This window comes from Thalassotalea nanhaiensis (genome assembly GCF_031583575.1).
Taxonomy (GTDB): Bacteria; Pseudomonadota; Gammaproteobacteria; order Enterobacterales; family Alteromonadaceae; genus Thalassotalea_A; species Thalassotalea_A nanhaiensis.
The window spans coordinates 4,134,984-4,161,279 of sequence record NZ_CP134146.1 but is presented as its reverse complement, the minus strand read 5'-3'; the positions used below and the strand labels follow the sequence as shown (position 1 = coordinate 4,161,279).

Sequence of the window (26,296 nt, the reverse complement as noted above, 5' to 3'; positions counted from 1 at the left end):
TCAGATGAAAATATTACCACGTAGTGCCTTTGGCCAAACCGTATTATTAATTGGTTTTTTATTATTAATTAACCAAGTAGTGTCATACCTTTCGGTGGCAATTTACGTTATTAAACCAAACCTTGAACAAATAAATCAGCTACTTGCCAAGCAAGTAAAAGTTGTATTTATTGATGGTGGTAATTCAAAATTCAATCCTAAATTGGCGGAAGCGTTTCATAAAGAAACAGGCATTGGTGTTTACCGTGAACAAGATGCATTAATGTTGGGTTTGGCTGACGCGTCGTATTACCCGTACTTGTCTATGCAAATGAGTGAGTTACTTGAAGGTGAAGCTGAAGTTAGGATTTCACAAGGTGATGAATACTTGTTTTGGATCAGGCCGCCGCAAGCGCCAAGATTATGGGTCAAAATTCCTTTACACGGCTTAGATGAAGCCAGCTTTTACCCTTTGATTTTCTATTTAGTGTTAATTGGTGTTTTGAGTGTTGCTGGTGGTTGGTTGTTCATTAGACAATTAAACCGTCCATTAAAGGCGTTACAAAAAGCCGCTATTGACGTGGGTAAAGGTCAAATCCCAGACCCATTAAAAGAGCAAGGGTCAACAGAAGTAACCGCTGTAACCCGGGCTTTCAACCATATGTCAAAAGGTATCAAACAATTAGAGGCTGATCGCAGCTTATTAATGGCGGGTATATCTCACGACTTGCGTACCCCATTAACTCGCATTCGTCTTGCCAGCGAAATGATGAGTGAAGATGAAGATTATCTAAAAGATGGTATCGAAAAAGATATTGATGACATGAATGCTATCATTGATCAATTTATTGATTATATTCGTCATGACATGATGGATAAAACACAACCGATTGATTTCAATAAAATGATAAAAGATGTTGTTGAACTCGAAGGCGTTGAAGGTAAAAATATTCACTTACAGCTTGGCCAAAGTGCTGAGATCCCGATGGTATATGCTGCAATGAAACGAGTATTAGCAAACTTAATTCAAAATGCCTTTAAATATTCAAGCAATGATATTGAAATTAGCAGTGGCATTAATAAAGAAACCAATAGAGCTTACTTTAATGTTGCCGATAATGGCCCTGGCATTAGCGATAGTGAAATAGAACGCTTATTCCAACCTTTCACCCAAGGCGATACAGCAAGAGGGACTGATGGAAGTGGCTTAGGTTTGGCGATTATAAAGCGAATAGTTGATGGCCATGGCGGTAAAGTGTCATTAAAAAATCGCAGCACTGGCGGTTTAGTGGCAACTGTTGAGTTGCCATTAAATTAACGGTCGAAACTTTTAAAAGTGATTAACTAAACGCGGTATTTATAAAGATAGCCAGACAATTCAATAATATAATTAACAGCAATACCGCTCTTGATAGCTCTCTTGATAATGCACAAAACGCCATTGCAGAGACAACTTGCAACGATTTTCCTATCATTACTCCTGAAAATATTCCAAATTCGTAAGCTAAATAGCGAATTACTAAATTAGCTTCCAAAGCAATACTGTCATTGAGCATAAACTGCAGGGTGGTTACGTAATCTAATGTAGCGGTTAACAGTAAAATAAACCAAAAAATTCGATATCGCTGTAACGCAAAATATAGGTTTTGTTGTAATGATACCTGTCTGTCTAATATGGTCATAATCATATGAGGGGCAAATCAAAATCCGTTTTAAAGCTTTCCGTACGGGGGCGCACTCACTCCAAAGTTAAGAGAATAGATCTGAAAGTCTAGACGGATTTGTTAATTTTTCCATGTTTAAATCAATTTCGATCATTTGTTGTTTCCAGAAACAACAAAACCTGCATAAGCAGGTTTTGTTAATCAATAAACTTTAAGGTTAAAGTTTTATAATTGCGGACCCGCTGCAACTAAACCGGCACCGTGATCATTGTCAGTAAATTTATCAAAGTTGTTCACAAAGCGTTTTGCTAAGTCTTCTGCTTTGGTATTCCATTCACTTGCATCGCCGTAAGTATCACGTGGATCAAGGATGTTGCTATCTACGCCTTGTAGTGCTGTTGGTACCGTTAGATTAAACATTGGTAATGTATGAACTTCAGCATTATCAATTGAACCATCTAAAATGGCGTCAATTATTGCGCGAGTATCTTTAATAGAAATACGCTTGCCAGTGCCATTCCAACCTGTATTTACCAAGTAAGCTTCAGCACCTGCGGCTTGCATGCGTTTAACCAATACTTCAGCATATTGAGTTGGGTGCAGGCTTAAAAATGCCGCGCCAAAACAACTTGAGAAAGTTGGTGTTGGCTCTGTAATACCGCGTTCAGTACCTGCTAATTTAGCGGTAAAACCTGACAAGAAGTAATATTCAGTTTGTGCAGGCGTTAATTTTGCAACAGGTGGCAATACACCAAACGCATCAGCGGTTAAGAAAATAACTTTTTTAGCATGACCAGCTTTGGAAACTGGTTTAACAATATTTTCAATGTGGTGAATTGGGTAAGAAACACGAGTGTTCTCTGTTTTAGAGCCATTGTCGTAATCTATTTCACCATCAGCATTTACTACCACGTTTTCTAATAATGCATCACGGCGGATAGCATTAAAGATATCTGGTTCGTTTTCGGCGCTTAGGTTGATGGTTTTAGCGTAACAACCACCTTCAAAGTTAAATACGCCGTTGTCATCCCAACCATGTTCGTCATCGCCAATTAGCTGACGCTTAGGATCTGTTGATAATGTTGTTTTACCAGTACCAGATAAACCGAAGAAAATAGCAGTGTCGCCATCTTTGCCAACGTTGGCACTACAATGCATTGAAGCAATGCCTTTAAGAGGCAATAGGTAGTTCATCATAGAGAACATACCTTTTTTCATTTCACCGCCGTACCAAGTACCACCAATTAATTGCATTTTTTCAGTTAAGTTAAAAGCAACAAAGTTCTCAGAATTTAGACCGTGTTCTTGCCAGTTTTGGTTATTGGTTTTAGCACCGTTCATCACGATGAAATCAGGCTCGTAGTTCTCAAGCTCTGCATCGGTTGGACGAATAAACATATTTTTTACGAAATGCGCTTGCCACGCAACTTCAGTAATAAAACGAACTTTTAGACGAGTATCATCGTTAGCACCACAGAATGTATCAACTACAAATAAGCGTTTACCTGAAAGTTGCTCAGTAACTAAACCTTTAATGTGTGACCATGTTTCAGGTGTCATTGGTTTGTTATCATTCTTACCTTGATCAGACCACCATACAGTGTCACGACTCACGTCATCACGAACAATGTATTTATCTTTAGGAGAGCGCCCTGTAAAAATACCAGTATCTACAGCAACAGCACCTGATTTAGTGACGGTTCCTTTTTCATAGCCTTCAAGGCTATCTTTAGTCTCTTCTTCGAATAACAATTCGTAAGAAGGATTGTAAACAATCTCAGCTGTTTGGGTGATACCGTATTGCGATAAATCGATGGTCTTCGCAGTAGTCATTTTGACAAGCTCCTGGCCGCGTTAGAGTAAAAGGTCTAAAAAACATTTGTATAAACCGAATAGTAACGAAATTGTAAAGAGATTAAAAGGTAAATGTAGTGATTGTTGAAAGTTTTTTGGAGGGATTACAAAAAAGGCGTTAGCAATAGCTAAAATGGGAGTGTTAGCTGAATTGATAACGCCTTTTATTAAATTAAAATACTCGTTAATTAGGGTTAAGTAACGGGTTTAATTTTGCTTGGTCAAATTGATAGTTAGTTTTGCAAAAATCACAAGTAATGTTGAACTGTTTGTGTTCATTCAAATGATCAATAATTGCATCTTTACCCATATTGGCAATAGCAGCTAAACATTTATCTTCAGAGCAACCACACACGAAACTTACCACTTGTGGATCAAAAAGTCTTACTTGCTCTTGGTTATACAAGCGATAAAGTACTTCATTTGCCTCTAAAGTAAATAATTCTTCGGCCTTAATCGTCGCCGTAAGCTGACTTATATGTTCAAAATCACTCATTTGTTGTTGTTTATCGTCTGAATCAGGAACGACTTGCAGTAAACAACCCGCGGCTTGAATTTTATCGGCATCTGCAAATAGCCAAATTTTAGTAGCAAGCTGCTCTGATGTGGCAAAGTAATGTTCTAAGCACTGTGCTAAAGTTTCACCTTCAAGCGCAACCACACCTTGATATCGTTCACCTTGCTTAGGGATAATGGTAATGACCATATTGGCTTTGCCCATTAATTCGTGCAAACTTGAGCCGTTTATCTCGCCTTCAATGCTAGCGATGCCACGCATTTGCTGCAAATTGTCACCATTGATCACGGCATATTTAACAGGGCCATTTCCTTGGATTTGCACTGAAATTTCACCTTCAAATTTCAATGTTGCCGTTAACAAACAAGTCGCCGCCATTAACTGTCCAAGCAATTCTGTTACGGCTGCTGGGTAGTCATGGTTGGTTATGATCTCTTTAAAACTATTGTCTAGCTGTACTAACTCACCACGAGCATGGGTGTTATCAAACAAATAACGATTTAATACATCAGTTTTGGTGGTCACTAATTATATCCTTTCTTTAAATTCACGTAATTTTCGACGCTGTTTTTTATCTGGTTTACTATCACTAGCAGGGCTTAATAATATGCCTTGCTTTCTTGCAGTACTGACTTTTTCACGGGTCTCAATACTTTGTTTTGTTTCTTCATAAAGGGTTTGAGCGAACGTTGCATCTCGGCGTCGGTCTGCTAAAGCGATAACAGTGACTTCTTTTTCATCAAAACCCTGACGAATTCTGATTTTATCGCCAACAACAACATTTTTACTCGATTTACTGCGTTGGCCATTGTAAAACACTTTGCCGCCATCAATCATTTGTTTGGCAATTGCACGAGTTTTATAAAAACGAGCAGCCCATAACCACTTATCAAGACGAAAGTGTTCGGTATTTGATAAATTTTTATCTTGCTGCCTACTCATACTTAAAACCCCAGTAAATTTGCGCGAAAGTTAACACAATTAGTGATAATTCTCTACACTAAAGACAGTATTTTATGCCAAAGGTTGGTTAAAAAACAAACTGCTGAGTTCTCTGCTGAATTTGTTTATGTAAATGCAGGGTTGCTTTGGTAATTATTGTGTTAATCTGTTGTGGTTGGGCTTGTCTGTAAACTATAGATTACATGAAATATGTAAACCAACTGTAAACCTATGGAATAAGACAAAAAAAATGCTCAATCTAACTTGTTGCGGCGCTCTTGCTCACGTATTATCAGGAGCAGTTAAAATTTTTACCTTTATATAAGTATTTAAAAAACATCATGGAATTAGCGCAAATTACAATTCGGTTACAGTCTTTATGGCAACAAGTGCCACAAAAGCGACTAACGCAAGCGTTAATATCTTTACTTGTAATTTATATCGCTTATTGGAGTGCTAATTTCACTTGGGTACTTTATCCAGAAGCAACAACCAAGTCATCTGCAACTGTGGTTAAATCATCTGCCTCGGCGTCGAGTAAACAAGTTAATACTTCAGCCATCCGTAGTTTAAATTTGTTTGGTGAATTTAATAAAGAGCAGCCGGTAGTTAAAAAAATAGAAAAAATTGAATCAGCACCAGAAACTCGTTTAAAGCTTACGTTAACTGGGTTAGTTGCTTCTGACGACCCGACAACGGCTGCTGCTATAATTGAGTCAAAAGGCAAACAAGAAACCTATGGTATTGATGACAAGATCGAAGGCACCAGAGCAATTTTGAAACAGGTGCAAAACGATAGAGTTATTATAGAATCATCAGGTCGTATGGAAACCTTGATGCTTGATGGTTTTGAATATACCAAAGGGAACGCTCGTGAAGTTATGGCAACCGACACGGGTCCTAAACTTGTAAATAATAAAATTAAAACTAAAACGAGTTTAACGAATAAAAACGCGTCAAACTCAGAAAAGAGTGCCCGCATAAAAGAACGAGTTGCTAAAGCAAGAGCAGATATTTTAGACAACCCTGGTAAATTAACTGATTACATAAAAGTCTCACCGTACCGAAAAGACGGCAAAGTAAAAGGTTATCGATTAATGCCGAGTAAAGATCCGGAGTTTTTTGCAGGAGTTGGCTTATTACCGGGAGATATTGCCGTACAAATTAATGGTAAAGACTTAACCGACATGCGAGAAGCTCAAAAAGCGCTTATCGAACTGCGTAAAGCAGAACATGTAGACATATTAGTAGAACGAGACGGTGAATTACACGACGTTTCTTTAGGCTTAAATAATTAAATGGAGAGTTTCATGCGCATGAACCTTAGCGCGAAACAGTTTAAACGTGCATCAGCAAATATATTAGCAGCAATAACTATGGCCTGTACTTTATGTATAGCGTCGGCGTCGGCAGCTCAATATTCACCAAACTTTAAAGGCACTGAAATAACTGAGTTTATCAATATTGTTGGTAAAAATTTAAAGAAAACGATCATCGTTGATCCAAAAGTTCGCGGTAAAATTAACGTGCGCAGTTATGATCTGTTAACCGAAGAACAGTATTATCAATTTTTCTTAAACGTTCTGGAAGTTTATGGTTTTGCCGTTGTTGAAATGGAAAATAACGTCGTAAAAGTAATTCCAAATAAAGATGCCAAAAGTGCTTCTATTCCTGTTGTTGGAGATAATAACCCTGGCATTGGTGACGAAATGGTTACCCGTGTTGTCGAAGTAAAGAATGTTTCTGTTCGTGAATTATCACCATTACTACGTCAATTAAGTGACCAGGCTGGTGGCGGTAACGTAGTTCACTATGAACCATCAAACGTAATCATGCTTACTGGTACCGCTGCAGTAGTAAACCGTTTAGTAAACATTATCACTCGAGTTGACAGAGCCGGCGACCAAGACGTACAGATAGTGAAGTTAAAATATGCTTCAGCAGGTGAAATGGTACGTATTATTGAAAATATCAATAAACCAAAATCTGGTAAATCTGACACTCCAGCTTTTTTAATTCCTAAAATTGTTGCCGATGACAGAACCAACTCTGTAATTATTAGTGGTGAAGGTCAAGCTCGTGACCGTATTGCACGTTTAATTGAAAAGTTAGACAGCGAATTGGAATCATCAGGTAATACCCGTGTTTATTATTTGAAGTATTCTAAAGCCAAAGATCTAGTCTCAGTGTTACAAAGCGTCAGCGATAGTATGCAAAAGAGTGCAACGGCATCGAAATCAAGTGGCTCTAAAACAACCTCAGTATCTCGTAGTCGAAGTAGCTCAAGCCGTAATGTCAGTATTGAGTCACATGAAGACACAAATACCTTAGTTATTACCGCTGAGCCGGATATGCTGCGCTCTCTTGAGTCTGTTATTCGTCAACTTGATATCCGTCGTGCACAAGTACTGGTTGAAGCCATCATCGTTGAAGTGTTTGAATCTGATGGTGCGCAACTGGGCGTTCAATGGTTCCATGAAGAAGGTGGCTTTACGCAATTCAATAACGGTATTGTTCCAATAAGTGGTATAGCAGCAGGTGCAATTGCTGCTGAAGGTGAAGAAGGGAATACGGTTATTACCCTTGATCCTAATGGTAATCCAATTGAAACCAAAAACCCTGATACCAAAGGTGATTATTCAATTCTTGCCCAATTACTAGGCAACGTAAACGGTATGATGTTTGGTGTAGTTGAAGACAATTGGGGGGCTATTGTGCAAGCGGTAAGCTCTGATGTTAACTCTAACATTCTTGCCACGCCAAGTATTACTACACTTGATAACGAAGAAGCATACTTTATCGTTGGTCAAGAAATCCCAATCATTACAGGCTCAGCGACCGGCAGTAACAATACCAACCCGTTCCAAACTGTTGACCGTAAAGAAGTGGGTATTAAATTGAAAGTTACCCCACAGGTAAATGAAGGCTCTGGCGTACAGTTAACGATTGAGCAAGAAGTGTCTAGTGTAAGTGGAGCTACGGGCGTGGATGTTTCAATCAATAAACGTGAAATAAAAACTACGGTAATGGCTGATAGTGGCTCAACAATTATCCTTGGCGGCTTGATTGATGAAGATGTGCAAGAAAGCATGCAAAAGGTGCCTATTTTAGGTGACCTTCCTATTATTGGTAATTTATTCCGTTCAACGGGTAGTACAACCCGTAAACGTAACTTGATGGTGTTTTTAAAGCCAACCATTATTCGTGACGGCGATTTGATGGAATCAATTTCAAAAGAAAAGTATAACTACATTCGTGCTGATCAAATACGTAAGCAAGAAAACGGTTTAGCCCTGATGGATGATGCAGTACTTCCACTGTTACCAAATTGGAGCGATGAATTAGAGCTACCACCGACCTTCGATGAGTACATGGAAGACCGTGCTGTGGAAGAGTTAGGTAAAGATCTGACTGAAGCTGAAAAGCAAGAAGCTGGTGAAAATGAGTAATAGCGACACCTTAGCATCTGCTCAAAATGGCATTAATGATGAGTCTTTTATAATGTCAGAGGAAGAGTTACTGGCACAAAATGAACTCGCTGACGAGGAAGTACAACAGCTACCTTATCAATTGCCATTTGGCTTTGCCAAACGGCACAGTGTGTTGGTTGAGTTAGATGACAATGATCTAATTGTCCACGTTACTGATACGTTGAACGTTGATATTTTACTAGAAGTACGCAGGTTTTTGGGACGTAGGTTTAGCGTCGTTAATCATAGTGCGGAAGAATTTGAGCAACTACTGACCATTGCTTATCAACGTGATTCATCTGAAGCACAACAAATGATGGAAGATATTGGTAACGAAGCAAATTTATATTCGCTCGCCGATGAAATTCATGAAGCTGAAGATCTACTAGAAAACGAAGATGATGCACCAATCATCAAATTAATTAATGCAATGTTATCAGAAGCGATCAAAGAAAATGCCTCTGATATTCATATTGAGACTTTTGAAAAAGTCTTAAAAATTCGCTTCCGTGTTGATGGCGTGTTACGTGAAATTTTGAAGCCTAATCGTAAGTTAGCATCAATGTTAGTGTCTCGTATCAAAGTAATGGCAAAGCTTGATATAGCCGAAAAGCGTGTTCCGCAAGATGGTCGTATTTCATTGCGTATTGGTGGCCGTGCCGTAGATGTTCGTGTATCAACTATGCCCTCAAGTCATGGCGAGCGTGTCGTACTCCGTTTGTTAGATAAAAATGCTGCTCGTTTAAATTTACAAGATTTAGGCATGACCGACAAAGGTCGAGAAACCTTTACCAGTGTCATAAGTAAACCACACGGCATTATTTTAGTTACTGGCCCAACCGGTTCAGGTAAAAGTACCACGCTATATGCAGGTTTAACCCAAATTGATGCGAATGAACGAAATATCTTAACCGTAGAAGATCCAATCGAATTCGCAATTGAAGGTATTGGCCAAACGCAAGTAAATACTAAAGTGGACATGACCTTTGCTAGAGGGTTACGCGCAATCTTGCGTCAAGATCCTGACGTTGTGATGGTTGGTGAGATTCGAGATTTAGAAACTGCACAAATATCAGTGCAAGCGAGTTTAACCGGTCACCTGGTGTTATCAACCTTACATACGAATACAGCAGCTGGTGCAATTACCCGATTAGAAGATATGGGCATTGAGCCATTCTTGCTATCGTCAAGTTTAATTGGGGTTTTAGCTCAGCGTTTGGTAAGAACGTTATGTGTGCATTGTAAAGAGGCACATGTCGCTTCTGATGAAGAAGCAAAAATACTTGGTATAACAGACAACAAAGAACATTTAATTTATCGAGCTACAGGCTGTGATAAATGTAAAAACTTAGGTTATAAAGGTCGTACTGGTATTCATGAGTTACTCGTCGTCGATGATAATGTTCGAGAGCTCATACAAAATAATGCTGGTGAGCAAGCGATTGAGAAAATGATCCGCAGCCATACACCAAGTATTCGTGATGATGGTTTTGGTAAAGTGCTAAATGGCGAAACCACGCTGGAAGAAATTTTACGAGTAACTAGAGAAGACTAGTTATGGCAGCATTTGATTATCAAGCGGTAGATTCTCGCGGTAAAAATAAAAAAGGCGTCGCTGAAGGCGATAATGCTCGACAAGTTCGTAGCTTTTTGCGTGAGCAAGGTCTAATTCCAATTGAGGTTACACCGAGCCTTGAAAAAGCTAAAAAAGAGGCAAACCGCCCAAGCTTTGGCGAGAAGAGAATATCGGCAGGTGAACTAGCCTTAATTACTCGTCAGTTGGCAACCTTGGTTGAATCAGGCTTACCGCTAGAAGAAGCGCTGATGGCAGTAGCTGAACAATGTGACAAAGATAAACTTAAAAGTATGATCATGTCAGTACGTTCAAAAGTTACTGAAGGGTATGGTTTAGCGGAATCGATGGCAGAATTTCCAAGCGTATTTGATAATTTATTTCGCGCGATGGTATCTGCGGGTGAAAAGTCTGGTCATTTAGATAACGTTTTAAATCGCTTGGCCGATTACACCGAACAACGCCAGCATATGAAATCACAATTAATCCAAGCATTAATTTACCCAATAATTATGACTATTGTTGCTGTTGCCGTCATCGTAGTGTTATTAATTGCAGTTGTACCGGAAATCGTTGGTCAATTTGAACACATGAGCCAAGACTTACCTGGCACAACAACCTTTTTAATTTCAATCAGTGAATTTTTACAAAACTATATTTTATATATCGTTGGTTTTATTGTTATCTCGAGCGTTTTATTTAAACAAATGATGAAAAAACCAGCATTTAAAATGTTAATTCATCAACGTACTCTGGCTTTGCCTATTATTGGAAAAGTGACCAGAGGCTTGAATACGGCACGCTTTGCCCGCACATTAAGTATATGTACTGCGAGTGCAGTACCGTTACTTGAGAGCATGAAAATAGCGGGGGCAGTATTGACTAACAATCATATTGCCGAAAAGGTGGAAGAAGCCTCAGCGCAAGTCCGTGAAGGTGCAAGCTTGCATGTGTCATTGAAGAAAACCAAATTGTTCCCACCGATGATGCTACACATGATCGCAAGTGGTGAAAAATCTGGTGAGCTGGAAAATATGTTAGGTCGGGCTGCTGATAACCAAGATCGTGAATTTGAAGCGGTAGTAAGTATATCGTTGAAAGTATTCGAGCCCGCACTAATGGTAAGCATGGCAGCAGTCGTGTTATTTATCGTTATGGCCATTATTCAGCCAATTATGCAATTAAATACATTAATTTAGGTAGTAAAAATGAAAGTTAAACACAACATAGTAAAAGGTTTTACGTTACTGGAAGTAATGGTTGTTATCGTAATATTAGGAATTTTAGGTGCCATGGTTGTGCCAAACCTAATGGGTAATCTTGATACCGCAAAAATTAAAACTACGGTTTCAGACATCAGCTCTATTGAGCAACAGTTGAAGCTTTACAAAATGGCTAATTACAATTACCCAACTACGGAGCAAGGGTTGGAAGCATTAGTTGAAGAAACTGATATCGAGCCGTTACCAAGACGTTTCCCAGAAGGCGGGTATTTACCACGTTTACCAATGGACCCATGGGGCAACGAATACTTATTATTAAATCCAGGTGAAAATAGCAATATAGATATATTCAGTGTAGGTCCAGATGGTGAAGCTGGTACTGAAGATGATATTGGTAACTGGAATCTTGAAGAATTTAGATAAACATTTTTGTTTATTGTAGAAATATAAAAATGAAAAACAATAGGGGATTTACACTACTCGAAGTCATGTTGGTACTGCTAGTAATTGGCATGATTTTGAAAACGTTAGTCGGTAATATTACCGGCTCCCCTATTGAAGATAAACTTGAATCTGAAAGCCAAAAGTTTGCCGCACTTTTTAACTTAGCCAGTGAATACGCACTATTAAATAATATTGAGTTGGGGTTGTTGGTTGAGGAAGATAGTTATCAATTTTTAGCCTTTGATGGGCTTAAATGGGTACCTGTCCCAGACCAAGAAAGTTTAACGCAAATATATTTTGAAGAACCTTTCCATATATCCCTCACCCTGGATGACTTACCCGTTGATGGTCAGATGATTATCGATAAATCGATGTTCGAAGACTTTGAAGACGAGCAAGCATTCGAAGATGAAGAAGAGCCGGTTTACCCACAAGTGTTTATCCTCTCAGGCGGTGATATTACCCCGTTTAAATTAACTTTTAGCTTTGACGATGGTTTTGAGTTACCAATGTACTTTGATGTAACTGGCACATACACAATACCTCTTGTGGTTGAGGGGCCATTTTTTGATGAACAGCGCTAAATTAAAGATGCAACAATTGAATTCGCAATTGCGCGGCAAAAAATTCCATGCGGCTGGTTTTACACTAATTGAAGTAATGCTCGCCTTAACTATTTTTGCTTTTGCTGGCACCGCATTAATGAAAGTCGCTGGTTCTAGTTTACTGGGCAGTTCGCAACTGGAAGAAATAAGTGTTGCAACTTGGGTTGCATCAAATGAATTGGTTGAAGCCAACTTATTACAAACATGGCCGCCAAAAAAGAAAAGCGGCAAAACTGAAATGGCAGGCAGGGAGTGGCATTGGCAACATGTCATTCTACCTACCGAAGATAAAAATATGCGCGCCATTACAATTGAGGTAAGGGCAAATGAAAGTGATAAAAATTCTATTGCGAGTTTAATTACCTACGTCAGTAATCCTAAGGCACAAAAATGAAATCTGCTAAAGGGTTTACGTTACTTGAAGTGCTTATTGCCATTGTTTTATTTTCATTAATATCACTATCAAGTGTGAAACTTTTAACCGCCATTATTGATAGCAGCGATCAGGGAAAAGCGCACAGCGATAGACTGAACGAATTACAGCGTGCTTTTTTAGTAATGGAGCGTGACTTTATTCAAATGACTCGTCGTAGTGTTCGCTTAAATGGTGACACACCATTGAAAACATTCATTCATACCAATGAATCAACTTATTCTTCCAATACCCATGGTATTGCCTTTGTTCGCCAAGGCTGGAAAAATCCTGCATTGTTATTGCCTCGTAGCGATGTACAAGCTGTTTCATATCAACTAGAAGAAGATGTGTTAAATAGGCTGCATTATGTATTTGTTGATGCCGTAATAGGTGAAGAGCCAAAAGTTAGGCCGTTAATTTCTAATGTTGAAAAAGTCGACTTTGAATTTTTTAACGGTAAGCAGTGGGTTAAAAACTTGCCAGAAGAAGATTTACCTATGGCAGTTGCTATTGAGATTGAAATTGCAGATATGGGGTTAATTAGACGTCAATTTCTAGTGCCAGGGGTTGCAGATCCTAATGCTGAAAGTGATAACTAAAATGGCTATACTTAACCTTAAGAGACAGTCAGGTGTCGCCCTAATTACCGTTATGTTGGTGGTGGCTATTGCGGTAGTGTTAGCCACTAAATTAAGCTCTGCCTTAATGTTTCAAATACAGCGCACAGATAACCTGAATTCTAATCAGCAGGCTTATTGGTATGCTATGGGTGCTGAAGCTTTTGCAAAATCGGTATTAACGTTATCTTTCAAAGAAAAAGATGACCAAACAGTGACTCATTTGGGGCAACCTTGGGCGTCGGGAGAAACAAGTTTTCCGGTAGATTTAGGCACCATTAGCGGTGAAATTACCGATATGCATGCTTGTCTTAATTTGAATGCATTAATCAATAAAAATCAGAATAATGACTCAGGCGGCACGCCACCAGGTGAAAACCCTGATGAGGAAGAGCCGCCTAATGAAGATGACAAAACTGGCAACAATGATACACCAGATAACACTGGCGGTAGTGGCAGCGTCATTGAGAATAAAGCAAAAGTTGCGTTCATCGAGTTGGTTAATTTATTAAATATAGATGGTGTTGGTTCGTTTGAAGCAGAATCAATGGCAGAAGCGCTAATTGATTGGCTTGATGAAGATTCATCTATCAAGAGTGCCGGCGGCGCTGAAGATAACGATTACGCTGCCAAAGAATACCCTTATTTAGCGGCAAACAGTTTATTAGCGAGCGTGAATGAATTAAGGTTAATAGAGCATTTTACCCCGCAGGTAATTTTTGCCTTGCAAGATTTTGTTTGTGTTATACCTAATTCAGATATGCACAAAATAAATATCAATACCATCGACGAAGAAAATATCGAACTATTACAAGCGTTATTGGGTGGGGTTGATGCCAGTGAAGCAGAAGAAATTTTGTCTGAACGTGGCGAAGAAGGATTTAAAAGTATAAGTGATTTTACTAGCTTACCAGCAGCAAAAGCACTTAAAGATTTTGGCCAGTTTAAACAACAATTTGTTGTCGACAGTGAGTATTTCAAACTGACCACTAAAACATCATTTAATGATAGTTATTTTAGTATGAACTCAATTATGAAAATAAATAAAGATGAAACGATTAGTGTGGTTAACCGAAGTGTTGGAGTAAATTAATGCGAGAACATTTATACATCCGCATTGGCAGTCAAGACTCAGATCCTATTCAGTGGTTGATAACTGCTGACGATGAAACTGATGAAATAGCGAGTGGCGAGCTAGCAAATAAAGACAGTCTAAATGAGCTTACCGAAAAAGCGAAAAGCCGTACTGTTAAAGTGCTCATTAATGGTGCCGATGTTCGGTTGCACAGTTTAACCGTACCCGGAAAATCTGAGCGAGCGATAAAAGCAGCTGCGCCATATATGTTGGAAGATGATCTAGCAGATGATGTTGAGAACTTATTTTTCGCATTTGCCGGTAAACCCAAAAATCATCAAGGCGATGAGAACTGCTTTTGTGCGGTTATCGCGCACCAGCAAATTGAAACTTGGCTTACTTGGTTCAATGACGCTGACATTACTGTAAAAGCTATGTTGCCTGATCTTCTTGCCTTACCGCTTGTAGAAGATAGTTGGACCGCGTTAGCAATTAATCAACAAATTTTAATTCGCAATCAAAGTTGGCAAGGGTTTGTGGTAAATGACACCATTAGCGATTTGGTTTTTGATCAGCTATTAACTGATCAAGAAGAGCCACAACGAATTACCACTTATTCGCCAATAGATGTAAAAGAAGAACAATTCGCGATAGACGCCATGCCTGAAGAGTTGCCATTATTATTGTTGGCAAAAGGGTTTGAACAGCAATCGTTTAATCTTTTACAAGGCGACTATTTAGTCAAAGAACAGCGTTCACCAGAGCTAAAAAGTTGGCTATGGGTTGCCGGTGTAGCGGCATTTGCTTTATTGCTTAACCTAACTGGAAAAGTGGTTGAATTGAACCAGTTAAATAGTAAATATGAACAGGTTAGCGATACTATTAAAGCGGATTATAAAAAGGCATTTCCGCAAACAAAACGAGTTCGCTTAACAACTGTTAGACGCCAATTAACCAGCAAATTAGCAGAGTTTGGTGGTGCAACAACAGATTCTGGATTGTTAGCTATGCTAGAAAAAGTACAGCCTGCATTTGCCAAAGTACCTAAATTGAAACCAGAATCTTTACGATTTGATGCTAAACGCAAAGAGTTACGTTTAGCCGTTACTGCAAGTGACTACCAAAGTTTCGAACAATTTAAACAGGCGCTCGAGCAAGCGGCATTAACTGTTGAAACAGGTGCTCAAAATAACCAAGGTGATGTTGTTACCGGTTCGTTTAATATAAGGAGCAAGTCATGAAGCAATGGTGGCAAGGCTTAAATCCAAGAGAGCAACAACTCGTGTCAGTAATGTCTGTTATTGTTGTTATCTTTTTATTCATCAGTTTGGTGTGGCAACCGTTAAATTCTAACATTGAAAAGTCACGCATTAAGCTAGCTAAGCAACAAGAGCTAGCGGTATGGGTAAGTGAAAATGTAGCTCAGTATAAACAATTACAAAAAAGTGGTGGTAAGAAGTCATCCGGTGGCAGTTTATCAAGTGTCGTTAATCGCACAGCCAAACAACGCACTATTGCTATTGCTCGTATGCAGCCTCAAGGTGATGACTTGCAAGTTTGGATAGATGAAGTTGCGTTTAATGAATTGGTCAACTGGCTCGAACATTTAACCACCAACGAAGGAGTTATTATTCAAGCAGCAGACCTTGCTGTGGGTAATGTTGCCGGCACCGTTAAAGTACGTCGTTTACAATTAGGAAAAGCATAATAATGCAGTTGCAAGACATTAAGAAGTATTCGGCTATTGTTGCCGGATTTATTGCCTTATATTTAATTTTTTTAATTTCATTAGCTCCAGCCGATAAATTAATTTCACAAATATCGTTACCTAAAGGTGTGAGTTTACAGGGCATATCTGGCTCGGCATTTTCAGGAAAAGCCAAGTCGGTGACTATAAATAATTATGCCGTTAAAAATGTAGAATGGTCAGTAAGTATATTTTCATTGATAACTTTTAATCCTAGTGTAGCGGTTAATTTTGGTGACCGTTTAAGCAGCATTTCGGGCTCTATGGATTTATCTAATCTTGGCCCAGAACTACTTGTCGAAAATGCCCAAGTAATTGTTGATGCTAATGAAGTGGCTACGCAACTTAACTTGCCTATCGATGTTAATGCCGGGGGCCAAATTAAGTTAGATATTTTAGAGATTGGAATGGGTAAGCCCGTTTGTGGTATTGCTGATGGTGTTATTCAATGGGATAACGCCCATGTAAATGCCATGGAAGAAGACATTGATTTAGGTTCATTGAAAGCAACTTTAGCGTGTAATAAAGGGGCGTTAGCGATCACAGTTGATCCTAAGAATAATTTGGGCCTAGAGCTTACGGCTAATGTCTTAAGTATGAAAAGAGTAACTGCGGATGGCTATTTAACACCAGGAGCAAATTTTCCTAATGCGCTTAAGCCTGTACTGGGTTTTATTGGCAGAAAGGACTCAAAAGGTCGCTATACCATTCGTTTATAACCGTAGTTTAGAATTTGTTGAGAAACTTAAGAAATAACACAGGGGCCATTTATCAAACTAATTTAATCAGCTTGGTAAAACAGGAACCCCTTTTAAGTGGGCAATTTTTACTAACGACTTGGTAGGGTAGTTGGTAAAAATGCCATCTACACCTAAATAATGCATCTCGCTAATATCATCTTCATCATCGACGGTATAAACAAAAACCTTCAAGCCACGTTGATGGGCATCAGTTACAAATTCCTGATTAACAAAGTCTATATCAATATGCACACTGTAGGCATTTAAATGCTCGGCAAACGCAGCATAAGTTAATGGGCAACTTGCGGTTAATGCACCAATGTTCAGCTCAGGATTTATTGATTTAATCTCAAACAATAAGTGGTGATTAAACGATGAAATTAAAAATTGATTATAGTTGAAATGATATTTGCTTACGGCTTTTTCGAGCAGGTCCAGTACCGGTAATACAGTGCGATCGGCTTTTAATTCTATATTAAGGTGGCACTGACCATTTATGGTTGCCAGTACCTCCTCAAGCGTAGGGACTTGTTGACCTTTACCTGCGTCGAGCTCTCGAATTTGTTTAAAAGAAAGCTTATTTATTTTTCCATTACCGTTGGTGGTTTTATTTACCGAACGATCATGAATCACGATAAGTTCCCCATCACTAAGGCGGACATCAACTTCTATGGCGTCCACTTGCATGACTAATGCTTGCTCTATTGCTAAAAGCGTGTTTTCTGGCTCATGGCCACTGGCACCTCGATGAGCAAAAACAAGCATATTATTCCCTTAATCGGTAGCTTTTGACGTGGTTACGTTAGCGTAAGTTTCACCTAAACGAGTTACTGTTTCAGGGCCATCGCCTTCGGTAAATTCTATAGTGTTAGGTGGGAAACAACACACTGTTGTTGAACCTAACTTGAAACGGCCCATTTCAGCACCTTTTTCAAGATGAATAACATTTTCACCTTCACTTGGGTAAGTCCAGGTTGTTACTTTCTTTTCTTTGCTTGGTGCAATAGTACCAGCCCAAACGGTTTCAATACTGGCTACTATTGTGGCGCCAACCAATACCATGGCCATAGGCCCTATGGCGGTATCAAAAATAACGACGACACGTTCGTTACGGGCAAATAAATTAGGTACATTTTGCGCGGTTAATGGGTTTACCGAGAATAAATCACCTGGTACAAAAATCATCTCGCGCAAGGTACCGGCAATTGGCATATGAATACGATGGTAATCTTTAGGGGCCAAATAAATTGTTGAAAACTTACCGCCTTGAAATGGTGCTGCCGTTTCAGCTTTGCCACCAAGTAGTGTTTCTAAAGAATAGTTAAATCCTTTGGCTTGAATGATTTGGTCATTAATGATGTCACCTTGTTGGCTAATTGCGCCATCAACTGGATAACAAATTTCATTTACGTCTGGATTAATTGGGCGAGCGCCATCGATTAATTCACGCGTAAAAAAATCATTAAAAGTAGCAAACTCTTTAGGGTCTTGTATTTTTGCCTGGCTCATATCTATGCCATAAGCTTTTATAAAACGCTTTATAGCAAATGCCGTTAACACTCCGCCTTTGCCCGCAGCTAATTTACCTACTAAGCGAGATAAACCATGTTTTGGCATTGCGTATTGCAAAGCAATTTTTAAATTATCAAGTGACACTAGAGTTTCCTTTTTAAATATTTAAAGCACTAAACGGCGATAAGCCATAGTTAGCACTATTTATTATAGATTATTAATATGTAGTATTTGTTAAAATTTATTGGCAGTTTAATTAAATCTTGAAGTTAACTTGTTATCGTCAAGACTGGCCAATATGCGTTGATAACTGGCAAATCGTAATGGGTTAATTTTGCCATCGCTAACGGCTTGTTGCAGCGCACAGCCAGGGTCGCTTTGGTGTTTGCAATCTCTGAATTTGCAGTAACCAAAATAATCCTGAAATTCAATGAAACCCTGGTCAACTTCTTCTGGCGATAAATGCCATAAACCAAATTCTCGAATACCAGGGGAGTCGATCAAACGTCCACCCGTTGGGAAGTGATATAAACGAGCTACTGTGGTTGTATGTTGGCCTAACCCAGAATTCTCTGATACTTCTTTTGTGCCTATTCCTAATTCAGGCATTAAAGAGTTCACTAACGTAGATTTACCAACCCCCGATTGACCTACAAAAATGCTGGTTTTATCATTTAAGCGAGCGGTAATGTTTTCAATGCCCTCTTGCAATTTACTGCTGGCAAAAATTACTTCGTAGCCAATTTCTTTATACAGGGCAATATGTATATCTATAAGCTCTTGATGTTCTTCGCTGAGCAAATCAATCTTATTCAAGACAATAATCGGTTTAATACCGGTTAACTCAATGGCAACTAAATAACGATCAATGATGTCAGGATTAAAGGCTGGTACAACAGATGAAACGATAAAAATTTGATCAATATTGGCGGCAATTGGTTTAAGGCCATCATAAACATCAGGTCTGGCTAATTCAGTTGTACGTTCATGCACAGCTTCTATTACGCCGCTTATACTGTGTTCTGTTTCTTTACCCTGGCGCCAAACAACAGAATCACCACAAACGATGCTTTTAACCGTACGGCGAATATTACATCTAAAAATATCACCATTACTTGCCTCAACATCAGCATGTTGACCAAAGCGACTAACAATAATCCCATTTTGCTGCTCGCTCAGTTCGCTATCTTGCCAGGCAAGATCTTTGTCTTTACTAAGTTTATCAGCAAGGTTCTTCTTAATCCGACGGTGTTGACCTTTGGTCAATTTTTTTGCTTTAGCCACGGCTATATTTCATTTGTTACCTGTTGAGCATATGAATGCTTTAAATTATGCCGTATTATACTTAAATAGTAGTGATAATGAAAACATAAGGCGTTTAAATGGCTGTAAATGCAAATAATTTAATTTGGCTAGACTTAGAAATGACAGGGTTGGAACCTGAGCAGGACGTGATTTTGGAGATTGCTTCAATCGTTACCGATGGCGAGTTGAATATATTGGCAGAAGGGCCGGTATTTGCCATTCATCAAAGTGATGATGTGCTAGCTAACATGAATGAATGGTGTGTAAAGCAGCATGGCGCCAGTGGTTTAACTCAGCGTTGTCGCGAATCGAAAGTAACATTAGCGCAAGCCGAACAAGCAACTATTGAATTTATTGAGCAGTACATAGATAAAGGTATATCTCCTATGTGCGGTAATTCAATTGGCCAAGATAGGCGTTTCATAAATGCTTATATGAAGGATTTTGAAACTTGGTTTCATTATCGTAATATTGATGTAAGTACGATTAAAGAATTAGTTAGGCGCTGGCAACCTGAGATTTTAGACAAGGTCTCTAAACAAGGAACACATCTGGCTTTGGATGACATTAGAGAATCTATTGCAGAATTAAAAGTGTATAGACAGCACGTATTTAAAATTTAGAAACATAAATAATAACAAGTAAATATAATGTTAATGGTGCAATATGGATTAGTTTTGTACTAGTATTAATAATTATCGTCACTCAATACCTTACTCTCAGTGGTAAAGGTAGATAACAACAATAAAAGGATTTGTGACTATGCAGGGCTCTCAAGCTTTGGTGAAAACACCAAGCTATATTATCACTAAGGCAGTGCTTTACGTTGCCTTATTACTTTCCACCATGGGATTATTGGTGGCAACGTCTTTATGGCTTTATAATCAACAAGCTGAAAAAGCAGAGTTTCTTCACAAGCAACAAATACCTTTTATTAAAAACAATGCACAATTGATGAAAAGCGTAGCTGAATTAGAAAATCAGTTAGTTGCTCAGCAATTAGCTATTCGTCATCAAGAACTCGATCAACCCTTAGAAGATGTTAAGCAAGCTTGGTTGGAAATTGTCGACTTAAGTAAGCAGCACGTATTAATGGTGAATGATAGCTTACGTGATAATACTGCCGACGACATCGCACAAACAGCGCAAACTTTTGCCGACGGCTATAAAAAGTTTGTTATTTTAGTGGATGATCTCATTCTTATTCGTCAATCACGTAACGGTCAATACAGTGCCAATACTAAAACCTTAATTGAAATCATAGAACAGGTTGATAATATTCGTCGTGATAAACAAAGATTACTAAACAAGAACTCACTAGATTTTATAAATAGCCAAAATCGAGTTAAAACAAACAGCTTTAATTCAGTTATTGCATTGATGAATGAAGGGCAATTTTATCAATACATTTATCAAGAATTATTGAAATTACAGAACCAATTAACGGCGCTGTCTTCAACTGTTACACCGCATCACTTTAACCAAATATCGACTCAAATCGCGACATTAACAAAAAATATCAATAAAGAATTACAAACCAATAAAGCCAGCGATAAGCAATTAAAACAACTTACAGCAGATATCAGTAGCATCACCAATCAGTTAATGGGCTCTGGGCAATTATTTGCTAAATGGCGCGATGAAAATCTCACAACCAATAAAGTGATCAGTCAGTTAAAAGACTACCAGGATTTCTTAACGCAAACTGCTTTGTTAATTGAGCGTCCTAATTTTTATGATTTACCAGAGTTTGAATTAAATTTGCCAATTATTGGGGTTAAGGTTAAAGAATCAACCATGCTTCCAGTCGGTTTTCTGTTTATCTTAATTCTAGTGTTTTCAAGCGGCTTTTTAGCATGGCGCATTTTAAACTTGGTTAACCGTACATTCCATGCCGGTGCAGATCATATGCAACTTGAACATGAAAAAGAATTACAGGCTGAACAAGCGTTAATCAAGGTTAAAAATAAAGAAAAAAGCCAACTTAAATCGATAATGGAAACCAATACTCACTCAGAGCTCAAGCAAACTGAAAAGCAAGCTATTGCAGAATTAGATGAAGAAGTTGAAGAAGCTCAACCGAGTTTTTATCAAATTAACAATTTGGTGATGAATCTTGAAAAGTTTAATCAATATCATGGCTCTGCTGAAATGGCAGTATTCATGCTTGATGATTATATGGATCGTAATAAGCAAAACTTCCAAAAGCTCAAAGATGCACTTGCCCATGAGAACTTAGCCAGAGTGAATGAAATTAATGATGCGATCCTTAAAACAGCCGTTATTTTATCTGCACCACGTTTAATTAAAGTGTGTGAGCAGTTAAAAAATGTATGTGATAAACAAACAATCCATCAAGCTGTTCCTCTTATTGTCGAAATGAATGAAGCGATTTCAGAAGTCGCTAAGTTTGTTGAAGAAAGCTAATACGTTATCAGCTCGAACAGATGGTTTTTAATCACTCTAAAGCTCCCCTATCTTTTGTTAGCCCACTTTCATGGGCTTACGTAATCATTTTATAATTTCTCTAAAAAGGTAACGTTATGAAGTTCGCTTATAAGTTAAATTTGATATTTGTTTTAATCATATTGAATTTATCAAATATCTCTAACGCCCAACCAATTGGAGAATTTCCAGCCAGTACTACAGAGCTAACCTTTAACGCTGCTGGCAAGCGTATGACCGGCTTTATCTATCAAGCAGAAGGGAAAGGGCCACACCCAAGCGTATTGTTACTGCATGGTTACCCTGGAAATGAAAAAAACCTTGATGTTGCGCAGGCGTTACGAAGTAACGGGTGGAATGTACTTTTCTTCCATTATCGTGGGGCTTGGGGAAGTGAAGGTGAGTTTTCTTTTCTAAACGCAGAACAAGACGTACAAACTGTATTGCAGTACATGAGCGACAAAAACAATGCCGCTAAGTTACGCATCGATAGTAATTTAATTTCCATTGTTGGTCATAGTATGGGTGGGCATATGGCTATGGCAGGTATATTTGATAACCAGTCGGTAAACTGTGCAATAGCCTATGATGGTGCCAATTTAGGGGTTAGCGATGTAGGGCTAATAAAAGATCCCGAAACTACAGTACCTTGGAAAGAATACAGTGATACCTTATTTATGCTAAATGGTTGGTCAGGTGACAGAGCCGAAAAAGAGCTGAAAGAGTATGGTAAAGCGCTTAACTTGGTGAGAAGAGTTAACAGTCTTAACGGTCGCCCAGTTTTACTTGTTGCGGCAGATAGCGACCACAGCTTTAATGCAGATCGAACTGAATTAATTAATACTACATTAAGTTTTTTAAATTCGAACTGTAAAGGTAAGTAACTTAAGGTTCATAATAAGTGGTGTTTAAAAAATATATTAGACCTGTAAATCTAGGTATTAAAACTAAACTAGAGCAAGCAGTATTAGAGCTAATTGCAGGTTTTATATGTGCAGTATTTTCTTATGTTGGTTATGAGGCTGATTTAGTAATATTGTGTTATCCGACAGCATTGGTTGCTTTAATTTGCGTTATGTTGTCTTTGTATAATCTTTATGAGTTAGTTCAATATTGGCTTAGCAAATCGCCTAATAAGGCATGAATTAATGTCTCAGTGCGTGAAGCAGCCCTTGAAAGGACATGTTTTTAGTATAAGGAAATTTTATGAGCACATTAGTAGTAGTAAAGAAAAATGGGTATGCGACAATCGCGTGCGATTCACTTTCGACGGATGGTACAATGACTGTACCGTCCGACAATAAGATAAACAATCACAAATATTTTAAAGTTAATAATTCATTTATTGGCTTTGTCGGTTGGTCGAATATCAATAATATATTTGAAGATATAATTGAGAATAATCCTGCAATTCTAGAGTTCACTGACCGAAAAAGCATCTTTAATTCGTTGAATAATTTGCATCCTATTTTAAAAGACGAATATTATATAAATACACTGGAAGATGATGACCAATCGGCTGAATCATCTCAAATTTCGGGATTAATTTTAACTCCCAAAGGGATTTTTGAATTTTGTAGTTATAGAAGTGTCGATGAATATTCAAAGTATTGGGCTGTTGGGGGGGGGTCGAAGATACGCTCTAGGGTCAATGCACAACTCTTATAATGAAAACAAATCTTCTGAAGAAATAGCTATCGCGGCTGTAGAAGCTAGTTGCTGTTTTGATGACGGTTCGGCGTTGCCCGTTCTGTTTCAAACCATTAAGCTTGAAGGCGATAAATAAGAGTCCTAACACTTTAATTTAGTTGCTTTTTAATGAAACTTTGATTTATCAGGCGGATTTGGCGACTCTCTACAATTATCACTCTTGAGAGCAACAACGATTTAACGTAATGTAATCAAACGCTCAGGGTCGCATTAGAGCGAGCAAGAGACATTGGTGAATAGGTTAGTTGTAAGAACAGAGGCTCTATAGGTTGTAATGTTTTTTATTAAATATACGCTGGTGATTTTGTATTGTATTTGCATTTATAAATTTTCAAGAAGCAATAGAAGTTTCAATAATTGGCTATTCGATTATATTTGTCCTAAACAACAGACAAGTATGCTTAAAAATTGCGGAATACTATGGCTACTATTATCATTCGAAGAATCCAAGGATACTGAATCTTTAAATACTTGTTTGGATGTGTTTCACGAAGAAATTATTAATAGCCCTAGACTTTCAAAAATTAGCGTACGCATATGTAACAGTTTAAAAGCATAAATGAGGGTAGGACCGCTTTAAAGCTTAACTCACTCAAAAAGTAAGGTCTGAATAGAGCGATAACCAGACGTTTGGTTGCATTATCACAACTAAAATTCAAAATGTACCTTTCGCATAAAAAGCATGGATTAAGCTATTGAAAAGACAAAAAATCATCGACCAATCTGCAATTCACTCTGCGGATATAAAGTCTATTATTGATTCAGGTGAAATTCCTGTTATCCAATTTGGCATACCCGATTATTCGGATCAGATTCTAATTGATGTAAATGAACTTTGTATTCGACATGGTGAACTATTAAAAATAAGGTTTTACGGTCATTATGGTGAACATTTTGATGCTTCCTGCCTTGAAAAATTACCGAATGTAAGAAACCTAGCTTTAGAATGTTTGCATGAAATAAGAAAGATTGAATCATTGTATAAGCTAGAAGAGTTGAGAGCTTTGTCATTTGGTGTTTATGAGTTTGATGATAAAGACTTTTTATCTAACTTTAATTTTAAACATCTTACAGAGTTGAGCCTTATAGATAATCGGAAAAAAAATTATAACTTGTCTTTTCTTCGTAAAGCTAAGTTGTTAAATACCCTGTTTGTCGATGGGCTTATTAAGAACCTAGAAGTTGTATCCCATCTGCCTGAATTAAAACGATTATTGCTTGGGAAAATTAGCAAAAAAGTATCTCTGGACTTCCTAAGCAGATGTGAAAATTTAAAAGAACTGGAACTTAGCCTAGGGGGGAGGGAAAATTTAAAAGATGTTTCTATCTCATCCTTAGAAGTTTTACGAGTAAGGGGAGTAAGAGGTTTTAATTCTCTTGGTAACTTGAGTCGTTTCCCTAAATTAAATTGCCTTCATGTCGAAGATGAAAATAAACTAGAAAGCATCGATCTTAGTGGTTGTTCACTTAAGCGGTTACTTATTGATAACTGTAAAAGTCTTAAATTATTAGAAGGTATCGATAATCAAAAGAATATTGTTTGGCTTGATATTAGTAGAACCGCCTTAGATCTGGATATACTTAAAACAAAAAATTGGTCAAGTTCTCTTAAAGTGATATCAATCACGGGGTCAAGTATTAAATGGAATGAAAAATGTAGAGAGTATCTTGATTCCAAAGGATATGTAAGACACCCTTTAGGGTCAAATGTAGAATTTGATTAATCAAATTTTATTCATGGCTCAATCTTTAGTTAGGAATAATGATTGTACACTTTTGGCACTTAACAGACCCACAGCATCACTGAAGGAGGTCCCTCATCTCGTTCCACTCGCGAGGGATGACGGAGCACTTTCTCTACTTCCGATATTGGAAGTTCAGAGCCAATTGTCGTAGTTTTGCCTTCCTAATATTGCAGTGATTACTACTTTATTTTTGTTAATTCTAAAATAAATGCTGTCAGGTTTATGGATGAAACGTTTATACCCGGGTCGAATATGATCGACACTTTGATAAATGGAAGGATCTTTCGATATTTTTTCAAATGCTTCAAACAAGCTAAAGTAATATTTATCAGCTATAGCCTCGCCAAACTCTTCATAACCAAAACTATAAATACGAAAAAGATCATCCTTGGCATTTTGCGTAAGTTCGTATTTATACATTACTTCAACTTTTCTTTGAATTCTTTCAACATATCTTCTTTATTTTGATTAACAGTGCCGCTAGCTTCTGATAGAGCTAATTTCTGATTAATCATATCAGCACGACGCGCCTGGCGAATCAAATCATTAATCAGTTCACTTTTATTACTATACTCATGATAAGTAGATATCTGAGATTTTATCCATTCATCATTTGGATCAGTTAACGTAATACTTTGTCTTGTCATAATTGAAATCTCTTAATTTGGTGCGATAGAGGTGTAAATATACACCAAAGTGGTTAAAGTGTAAATT

The 26,296-nt window shown here is 38.0% G+C and carries 28 protein-coding genes; 19 read left to right on the top strand and 9 right to left on the bottom strand.

Annotated elements, in window-relative coordinates:
- The first annotated feature begins 4 nt into the window (after positions 1 to 4).
- Positions 5 to 1,297: a two-component system sensor histidine kinase EnvZ gene (gene envZ, locus RI845_RS18115; RefSeq protein ID WP_348387576.1), complete on the top strand. Its 1,293-nt coding sequence runs from the start codon at positions 5 to 7 to the stop codon at positions 1,295 to 1,297.
- Between the two features lie 22 nt (positions 1,298 to 1,319).
- On the opposite strand, the gene RI845_RS18110 is transcribed toward envZ, so the two are convergent.
- From RI845_RS18110 to hslR, 4 genes are all read right to left on the bottom strand, one after another.
- On the bottom strand, positions 1,320 to 1,661 hold the full coding sequence (locus RI845_RS18110; protein WP_348387575.1) for a hypothetical protein: 342 nt from the start codon (positions 1,659 to 1,661) through the stop codon (positions 1,320 to 1,322).
- A gap of 207 nt (positions 1,662 to 1,868) precedes the next feature.
- On the bottom strand, positions 1,869 to 3,476 hold the full coding sequence (gene pckA / locus RI845_RS18105; protein ID WP_348387574.1) for a phosphoenolpyruvate carboxykinase (ATP): 1,608 nt from the start codon (positions 3,474 to 3,476) through the stop codon (positions 1,869 to 1,871).
- A 205-nt stretch (positions 3,477 to 3,681) separates the two neighbouring features.
- The gene (gene hslO / locus RI845_RS18100) at positions 3,682 to 4,539 is read right to left on the bottom strand and encodes an Hsp33 family molecular chaperone HslO (protein ID WP_348387573.1); all 858 of its coding nucleotides are present in this window, start codon (positions 4,537 to 4,539) and stop codon (positions 3,682 to 3,684) included.
- Between the two features lie 3 nt (positions 4,540 to 4,542).
- Positions 4,543 to 4,956: a ribosome-associated heat shock protein Hsp15 gene (gene hslR, locus RI845_RS18095; RefSeq protein ID WP_348387572.1), complete on the bottom strand. Its 414-nt coding sequence runs from the start codon at positions 4,954 to 4,956 to the stop codon at positions 4,543 to 4,545.
- 341 nt (positions 4,957 to 5,297) lie between these two features.
- Here hslR and gspC point away from each other — a divergent pair, with 341 nt between their 5' ends.
- Genes gspC through RI845_RS18035 form a run of 12 tightly spaced genes read left to right on the top strand, consistent with a single transcriptional unit; the run spans position 5,298 to position 16,844 of the window.
- Positions 5,298 to 6,254, top strand: coding sequence for a type II secretion system protein GspC (gene gspC / locus RI845_RS18090; protein WP_348387571.1), 957 nt, complete (start codon positions 5,298 to 5,300; stop codon positions 6,252 to 6,254).
- Positions 6,255 to 6,266: 12 nt separating this feature from the next.
- Positions 6,267 to 8,405: a type II secretion system secretin GspD gene (gene gspD, locus RI845_RS18085; RefSeq protein ID WP_405054054.1), complete on the top strand. Its 2,139-nt coding sequence runs from the start codon at positions 6,267 to 6,269 to the stop codon at positions 8,403 to 8,405.
- Positions 8,398 to 9,981 carry a type II secretion system ATPase GspE gene (gspE, locus tag RI845_RS18080; protein ID WP_405054052.1) on the top strand — a complete coding sequence of 528 codons (1,584 nt, stop codon included), beginning with the start codon at positions 8,398 to 8,400 and terminating at the stop codon, positions 9,979 to 9,981. Before gspD ends, gspE begins: the two co-directional genes overlap by 8 nt.
- 2 nt (positions 9,982 to 9,983) lie before the next feature.
- On the top strand, positions 9,984 to 11,198 hold the full coding sequence (gene gspF / locus RI845_RS18075; RefSeq protein WP_348387570.1) for a type II secretion system inner membrane protein GspF: 1,215 nt from the start codon (positions 9,984 to 9,986) through the stop codon (positions 11,196 to 11,198).
- A gap of 9 nt (positions 11,199 to 11,207) precedes the next feature.
- A complete protein-coding gene (gene gspG, locus RI845_RS18070) occupies positions 11,208 to 11,645 on the top strand; it encodes a type II secretion system major pseudopilin GspG (RefSeq protein ID WP_348387569.1) in 438 nt (145 codons plus the stop codon).
- Between the two features lie 29 nt (positions 11,646 to 11,674).
- Positions 11,675 to 12,250, top strand: a complete 576-nt coding sequence (locus RI845_RS18065) for a prepilin-type N-terminal cleavage/methylation domain-containing protein (protein WP_348387568.1) — start codon at positions 11,675 to 11,677, stop codon at positions 12,248 to 12,250.
- Entirely contained in the window at positions 12,237 to 12,665 is a 429-nt protein-coding gene (gene gspI, locus RI845_RS18060; RefSeq protein WP_348387567.1) for a type II secretion system minor pseudopilin GspI, read from the top strand. Before RI845_RS18065 ends, gspI begins: the two co-directional genes overlap by 14 nt.
- Complete coding sequence (gene gspJ, locus RI845_RS18055; protein ID WP_348387566.1) at positions 12,662 to 13,285, top strand: type II secretion system minor pseudopilin GspJ; 624 nt, start codon at positions 12,662 to 12,664, stop codon at positions 13,283 to 13,285. The genes gspI and gspJ overlap by 4 nt, the downstream gene beginning before the upstream one ends.
- Before the next feature lies 1 nt (position 13,286).
- Positions 13,287 to 14,396, top strand: a complete 1,110-nt coding sequence (gene gspK / locus RI845_RS18050; protein WP_348387565.1) for a type II secretion system minor pseudopilin GspK — start codon at positions 13,287 to 13,289, stop codon at positions 14,394 to 14,396.
- Positions 14,396 to 15,619, top strand: a complete 1,224-nt coding sequence (gene gspL, locus RI845_RS18045) for a type II secretion system protein GspL (RefSeq protein WP_348387564.1) — start codon at positions 14,396 to 14,398, stop codon at positions 15,617 to 15,619. The genes gspK and gspL overlap by 1 nt, the downstream gene beginning before the upstream one ends.
- Positions 15,616 to 16,086 carry a type II secretion system protein M gene (locus RI845_RS18040; protein ID WP_348387563.1) on the top strand — a complete coding sequence of 157 codons (471 nt, stop codon included), beginning with the start codon at positions 15,616 to 15,618 and terminating at the stop codon, positions 16,084 to 16,086. The genes gspL and RI845_RS18040 overlap by 4 nt, the downstream gene beginning before the upstream one ends.
- A gap of 2 nt (positions 16,087 to 16,088) precedes the next feature.
- Positions 16,089 to 16,844 carry a type II secretion system protein N gene (locus RI845_RS18035; RefSeq protein ID WP_348387562.1) on the top strand — a complete coding sequence of 252 codons (756 nt, stop codon included), beginning with the start codon at positions 16,089 to 16,091 and terminating at the stop codon, positions 16,842 to 16,844.
- A gap of 66 nt (positions 16,845 to 16,910) precedes the next feature.
- Here RI845_RS18035 and RI845_RS18030 read toward each other — a convergent pair whose 3' ends face one another.
- The 3 genes from RI845_RS18030 to rsgA all read right to left on the bottom strand — a co-directional run bounded on the left by RI845_RS18030 (position 16,911) and on the right by rsgA (position 19,661).
- A complete protein-coding gene (locus tag RI845_RS18030; protein ID WP_348387561.1) occupies positions 16,911 to 17,630 on the bottom strand; it encodes a glycerophosphodiester phosphodiesterase in 720 nt (239 codons plus the stop codon).
- A gap of 9 nt (positions 17,631 to 17,639) precedes the next feature.
- The gene (gene asd, locus RI845_RS18025; RefSeq protein ID WP_348387560.1) at positions 17,640 to 18,521 is read right to left on the bottom strand and encodes an archaetidylserine decarboxylase; all 882 of its coding nucleotides are present in this window, start codon (positions 18,519 to 18,521) and stop codon (positions 17,640 to 17,642) included.
- A gap of 108 nt (positions 18,522 to 18,629) precedes the next feature.
- The gene (gene rsgA / locus RI845_RS18020; protein WP_348387559.1) at positions 18,630 to 19,661 is read right to left on the bottom strand and encodes a small ribosomal subunit biogenesis GTPase RsgA; all 1,032 of its coding nucleotides are present in this window, start codon (positions 19,659 to 19,661) and stop codon (positions 18,630 to 18,632) included.
- A gap of 98 nt (positions 19,662 to 19,759) precedes the next feature.
- Between rsgA and orn the strand changes: the two genes are divergently transcribed.
- The 6 genes from orn (at position 19,760) to RI845_RS17990 (ending at position 25,561) form a co-directional block, all read left to right on the top strand.
- Positions 19,760 to 20,305: an oligoribonuclease gene (gene orn, locus RI845_RS18015; RefSeq protein WP_348387558.1), complete on the top strand. Its 546-nt coding sequence runs from the start codon at positions 19,760 to 19,762 to the stop codon at positions 20,303 to 20,305.
- 139 nt (positions 20,306 to 20,444) lie between these two features.
- Positions 20,445 to 22,109 (top strand): hypothetical protein, encoded by a 1,665-nt coding sequence (locus RI845_RS18010; RefSeq protein WP_348387557.1) that lies wholly within the window; start codon positions 20,445 to 20,447, stop codon positions 22,107 to 22,109.
- Positions 22,110 to 22,225: 116 nt separating this feature from the next.
- Positions 22,226 to 23,011 (top strand): alpha/beta hydrolase family protein, encoded by a 786-nt coding sequence (locus tag RI845_RS18005; RefSeq protein WP_348387556.1) that lies wholly within the window; start codon positions 22,226 to 22,228, stop codon positions 23,009 to 23,011.
- A gap of 322 nt (positions 23,012 to 23,333) precedes the next feature.
- Complete coding sequence (locus tag RI845_RS18000; protein WP_348387555.1) at positions 23,334 to 23,795, top strand: hypothetical protein; 462 nt, start codon at positions 23,334 to 23,336, stop codon at positions 23,793 to 23,795.
- Positions 23,779 to 23,913 (top strand): hypothetical protein, encoded by a 135-nt coding sequence (locus RI845_RS17995; RefSeq protein WP_348387554.1) that lies wholly within the window; start codon positions 23,779 to 23,781, stop codon positions 23,911 to 23,913. The genes RI845_RS18000 and RI845_RS17995 overlap by 17 nt, the downstream gene beginning before the upstream one ends.
- Before the next feature lie 619 nt (positions 23,914 to 24,532).
- Entirely contained in the window at positions 24,533 to 25,561 is a 1,029-nt protein-coding gene (locus tag RI845_RS17990) for a hypothetical protein (RefSeq protein ID WP_348387553.1), read from the top strand.
- 153 nt (positions 25,562 to 25,714) lie between these two features.
- Here the strand turns inward: RI845_RS17990 and RI845_RS17985 are convergent, their stop codons facing one another.
- Together RI845_RS17985 and RI845_RS17980 are read right to left on the bottom strand one after the other, a co-directional pair.
- Positions 25,715 to 26,002: a type II toxin-antitoxin system RelE/ParE family toxin gene (locus tag RI845_RS17985; RefSeq protein WP_348387552.1), complete on the bottom strand. Its 288-nt coding sequence runs from the start codon at positions 26,000 to 26,002 to the stop codon at positions 25,715 to 25,717.
- Complete coding sequence (locus tag RI845_RS17980; protein ID WP_348387551.1) at positions 26,002 to 26,229, bottom strand: ribbon-helix-helix domain-containing protein; 228 nt, start codon at positions 26,227 to 26,229, stop codon at positions 26,002 to 26,004. Before RI845_RS17980 ends, RI845_RS17985 begins: the two co-directional genes overlap by 1 nt.
- Between the last annotated feature and the right edge of the window lie 67 nt (positions 26,230 to 26,296).

What these genes read in the sequence shown, in the direction of transcription:
- envZ (WP_348387576.1), top strand. Translation starts at nt 5, where the DNA reads ATGAAAATATTACCACGTAGTGCCTTTGGCCAAACCGTATTATTAATT.
- RI845_RS18110 (WP_348387575.1), bottom strand. Translation starts at nt 1,661, where the DNA reads ATGACCATATTAGACAGACAGGTATCATTACAACAAAACCTATATTTT.
- pckA (WP_348387574.1), bottom strand. Translation starts at nt 3,476, where the DNA reads ATGACTACTGCGAAGACCATCGATTTATCGCAATACGGTATCACCCAA.
- hslR (WP_348387572.1), bottom strand. Translation starts at nt 4,956, where the DNA reads ATGAGTAGGCAGCAAGATAAAAATTTATCAAATACCGAACACTTTCGT.
- gspC (WP_348387571.1), top strand. Translation starts at nt 5,298, where the DNA reads ATGGAATTAGCGCAAATTACAATTCGGTTACAGTCTTTATGGCAACAA.
- gspD (WP_405054054.1), top strand. Translation starts at nt 6,267, where the DNA reads ATGCGCATGAACCTTAGCGCGAAACAGTTTAAACGTGCATCAGCAAAT.
- gspE (WP_405054052.1), top strand. Translation starts at nt 8,398, where the DNA reads ATGAGTAATAGCGACACCTTAGCATCTGCTCAAAATGGCATTAATGAT.
- gspF (WP_348387570.1), top strand. Translation starts at nt 9,984, where the DNA reads ATGGCAGCATTTGATTATCAAGCGGTAGATTCTCGCGGTAAAAATAAA.
- gspG (WP_348387569.1), top strand. Translation starts at nt 11,208, where the DNA reads ATGAAAGTTAAACACAACATAGTAAAAGGTTTTACGTTACTGGAAGTA.
- RI845_RS18065 (WP_348387568.1), top strand. Translation starts at nt 11,675, where the DNA reads ATGAAAAACAATAGGGGATTTACACTACTCGAAGTCATGTTGGTACTG.
- gspI (WP_348387567.1), top strand. Translation starts at nt 12,237, where the DNA reads ATGAACAGCGCTAAATTAAAGATGCAACAATTGAATTCGCAATTGCGC.
- gspJ (WP_348387566.1), top strand. Translation starts at nt 12,662, where the DNA reads ATGAAATCTGCTAAAGGGTTTACGTTACTTGAAGTGCTTATTGCCATT.
- gspK (WP_348387565.1), top strand. Translation starts at nt 13,287, where the DNA reads ATGGCTATACTTAACCTTAAGAGACAGTCAGGTGTCGCCCTAATTACC.
- gspL (WP_348387564.1), top strand. Translation starts at nt 14,396, where the DNA reads ATGCGAGAACATTTATACATCCGCATTGGCAGTCAAGACTCAGATCCT.
- RI845_RS18040 (WP_348387563.1), top strand. Translation starts at nt 15,616, where the DNA reads ATGAAGCAATGGTGGCAAGGCTTAAATCCAAGAGAGCAACAACTCGTG.
- RI845_RS18035 (WP_348387562.1), top strand. Translation starts at nt 16,089, where the DNA reads ATGCAGTTGCAAGACATTAAGAAGTATTCGGCTATTGTTGCCGGATTT.
- RI845_RS18030 (WP_348387561.1), bottom strand. Translation starts at nt 17,630, where the DNA reads ATGCTTGTTTTTGCTCATCGAGGTGCCAGTGGCCATGAGCCAGAAAAC.
- orn (WP_348387558.1), top strand. Translation starts at nt 19,760, where the DNA reads ATGGCTGTAAATGCAAATAATTTAATTTGGCTAGACTTAGAAATGACA.
- RI845_RS18010 (WP_348387557.1), top strand. Translation starts at nt 20,445, where the DNA reads ATGCAGGGCTCTCAAGCTTTGGTGAAAACACCAAGCTATATTATCACT.
- RI845_RS18005 (WP_348387556.1), top strand. Translation starts at nt 22,226, where the DNA reads ATGAAGTTCGCTTATAAGTTAAATTTGATATTTGTTTTAATCATATTG.
- RI845_RS18000 (WP_348387555.1), top strand. Translation starts at nt 23,334, where the DNA reads ATGAGCACATTAGTAGTAGTAAAGAAAAATGGGTATGCGACAATCGCG.
- RI845_RS17995 (WP_348387554.1), top strand. Translation starts at nt 23,779, where the DNA reads ATGCACAACTCTTATAATGAAAACAAATCTTCTGAAGAAATAGCTATC.
- RI845_RS17985 (WP_348387552.1), bottom strand. Translation starts at nt 26,002, where the DNA reads ATGTATAAATACGAACTTACGCAAAATGCCAAGGATGATCTTTTTCGT.
- RI845_RS17980 (WP_348387551.1), bottom strand. Translation starts at nt 26,229, where the DNA reads ATGACAAGACAAAGTATTACGTTAACTGATCCAAATGATGAATGGATA.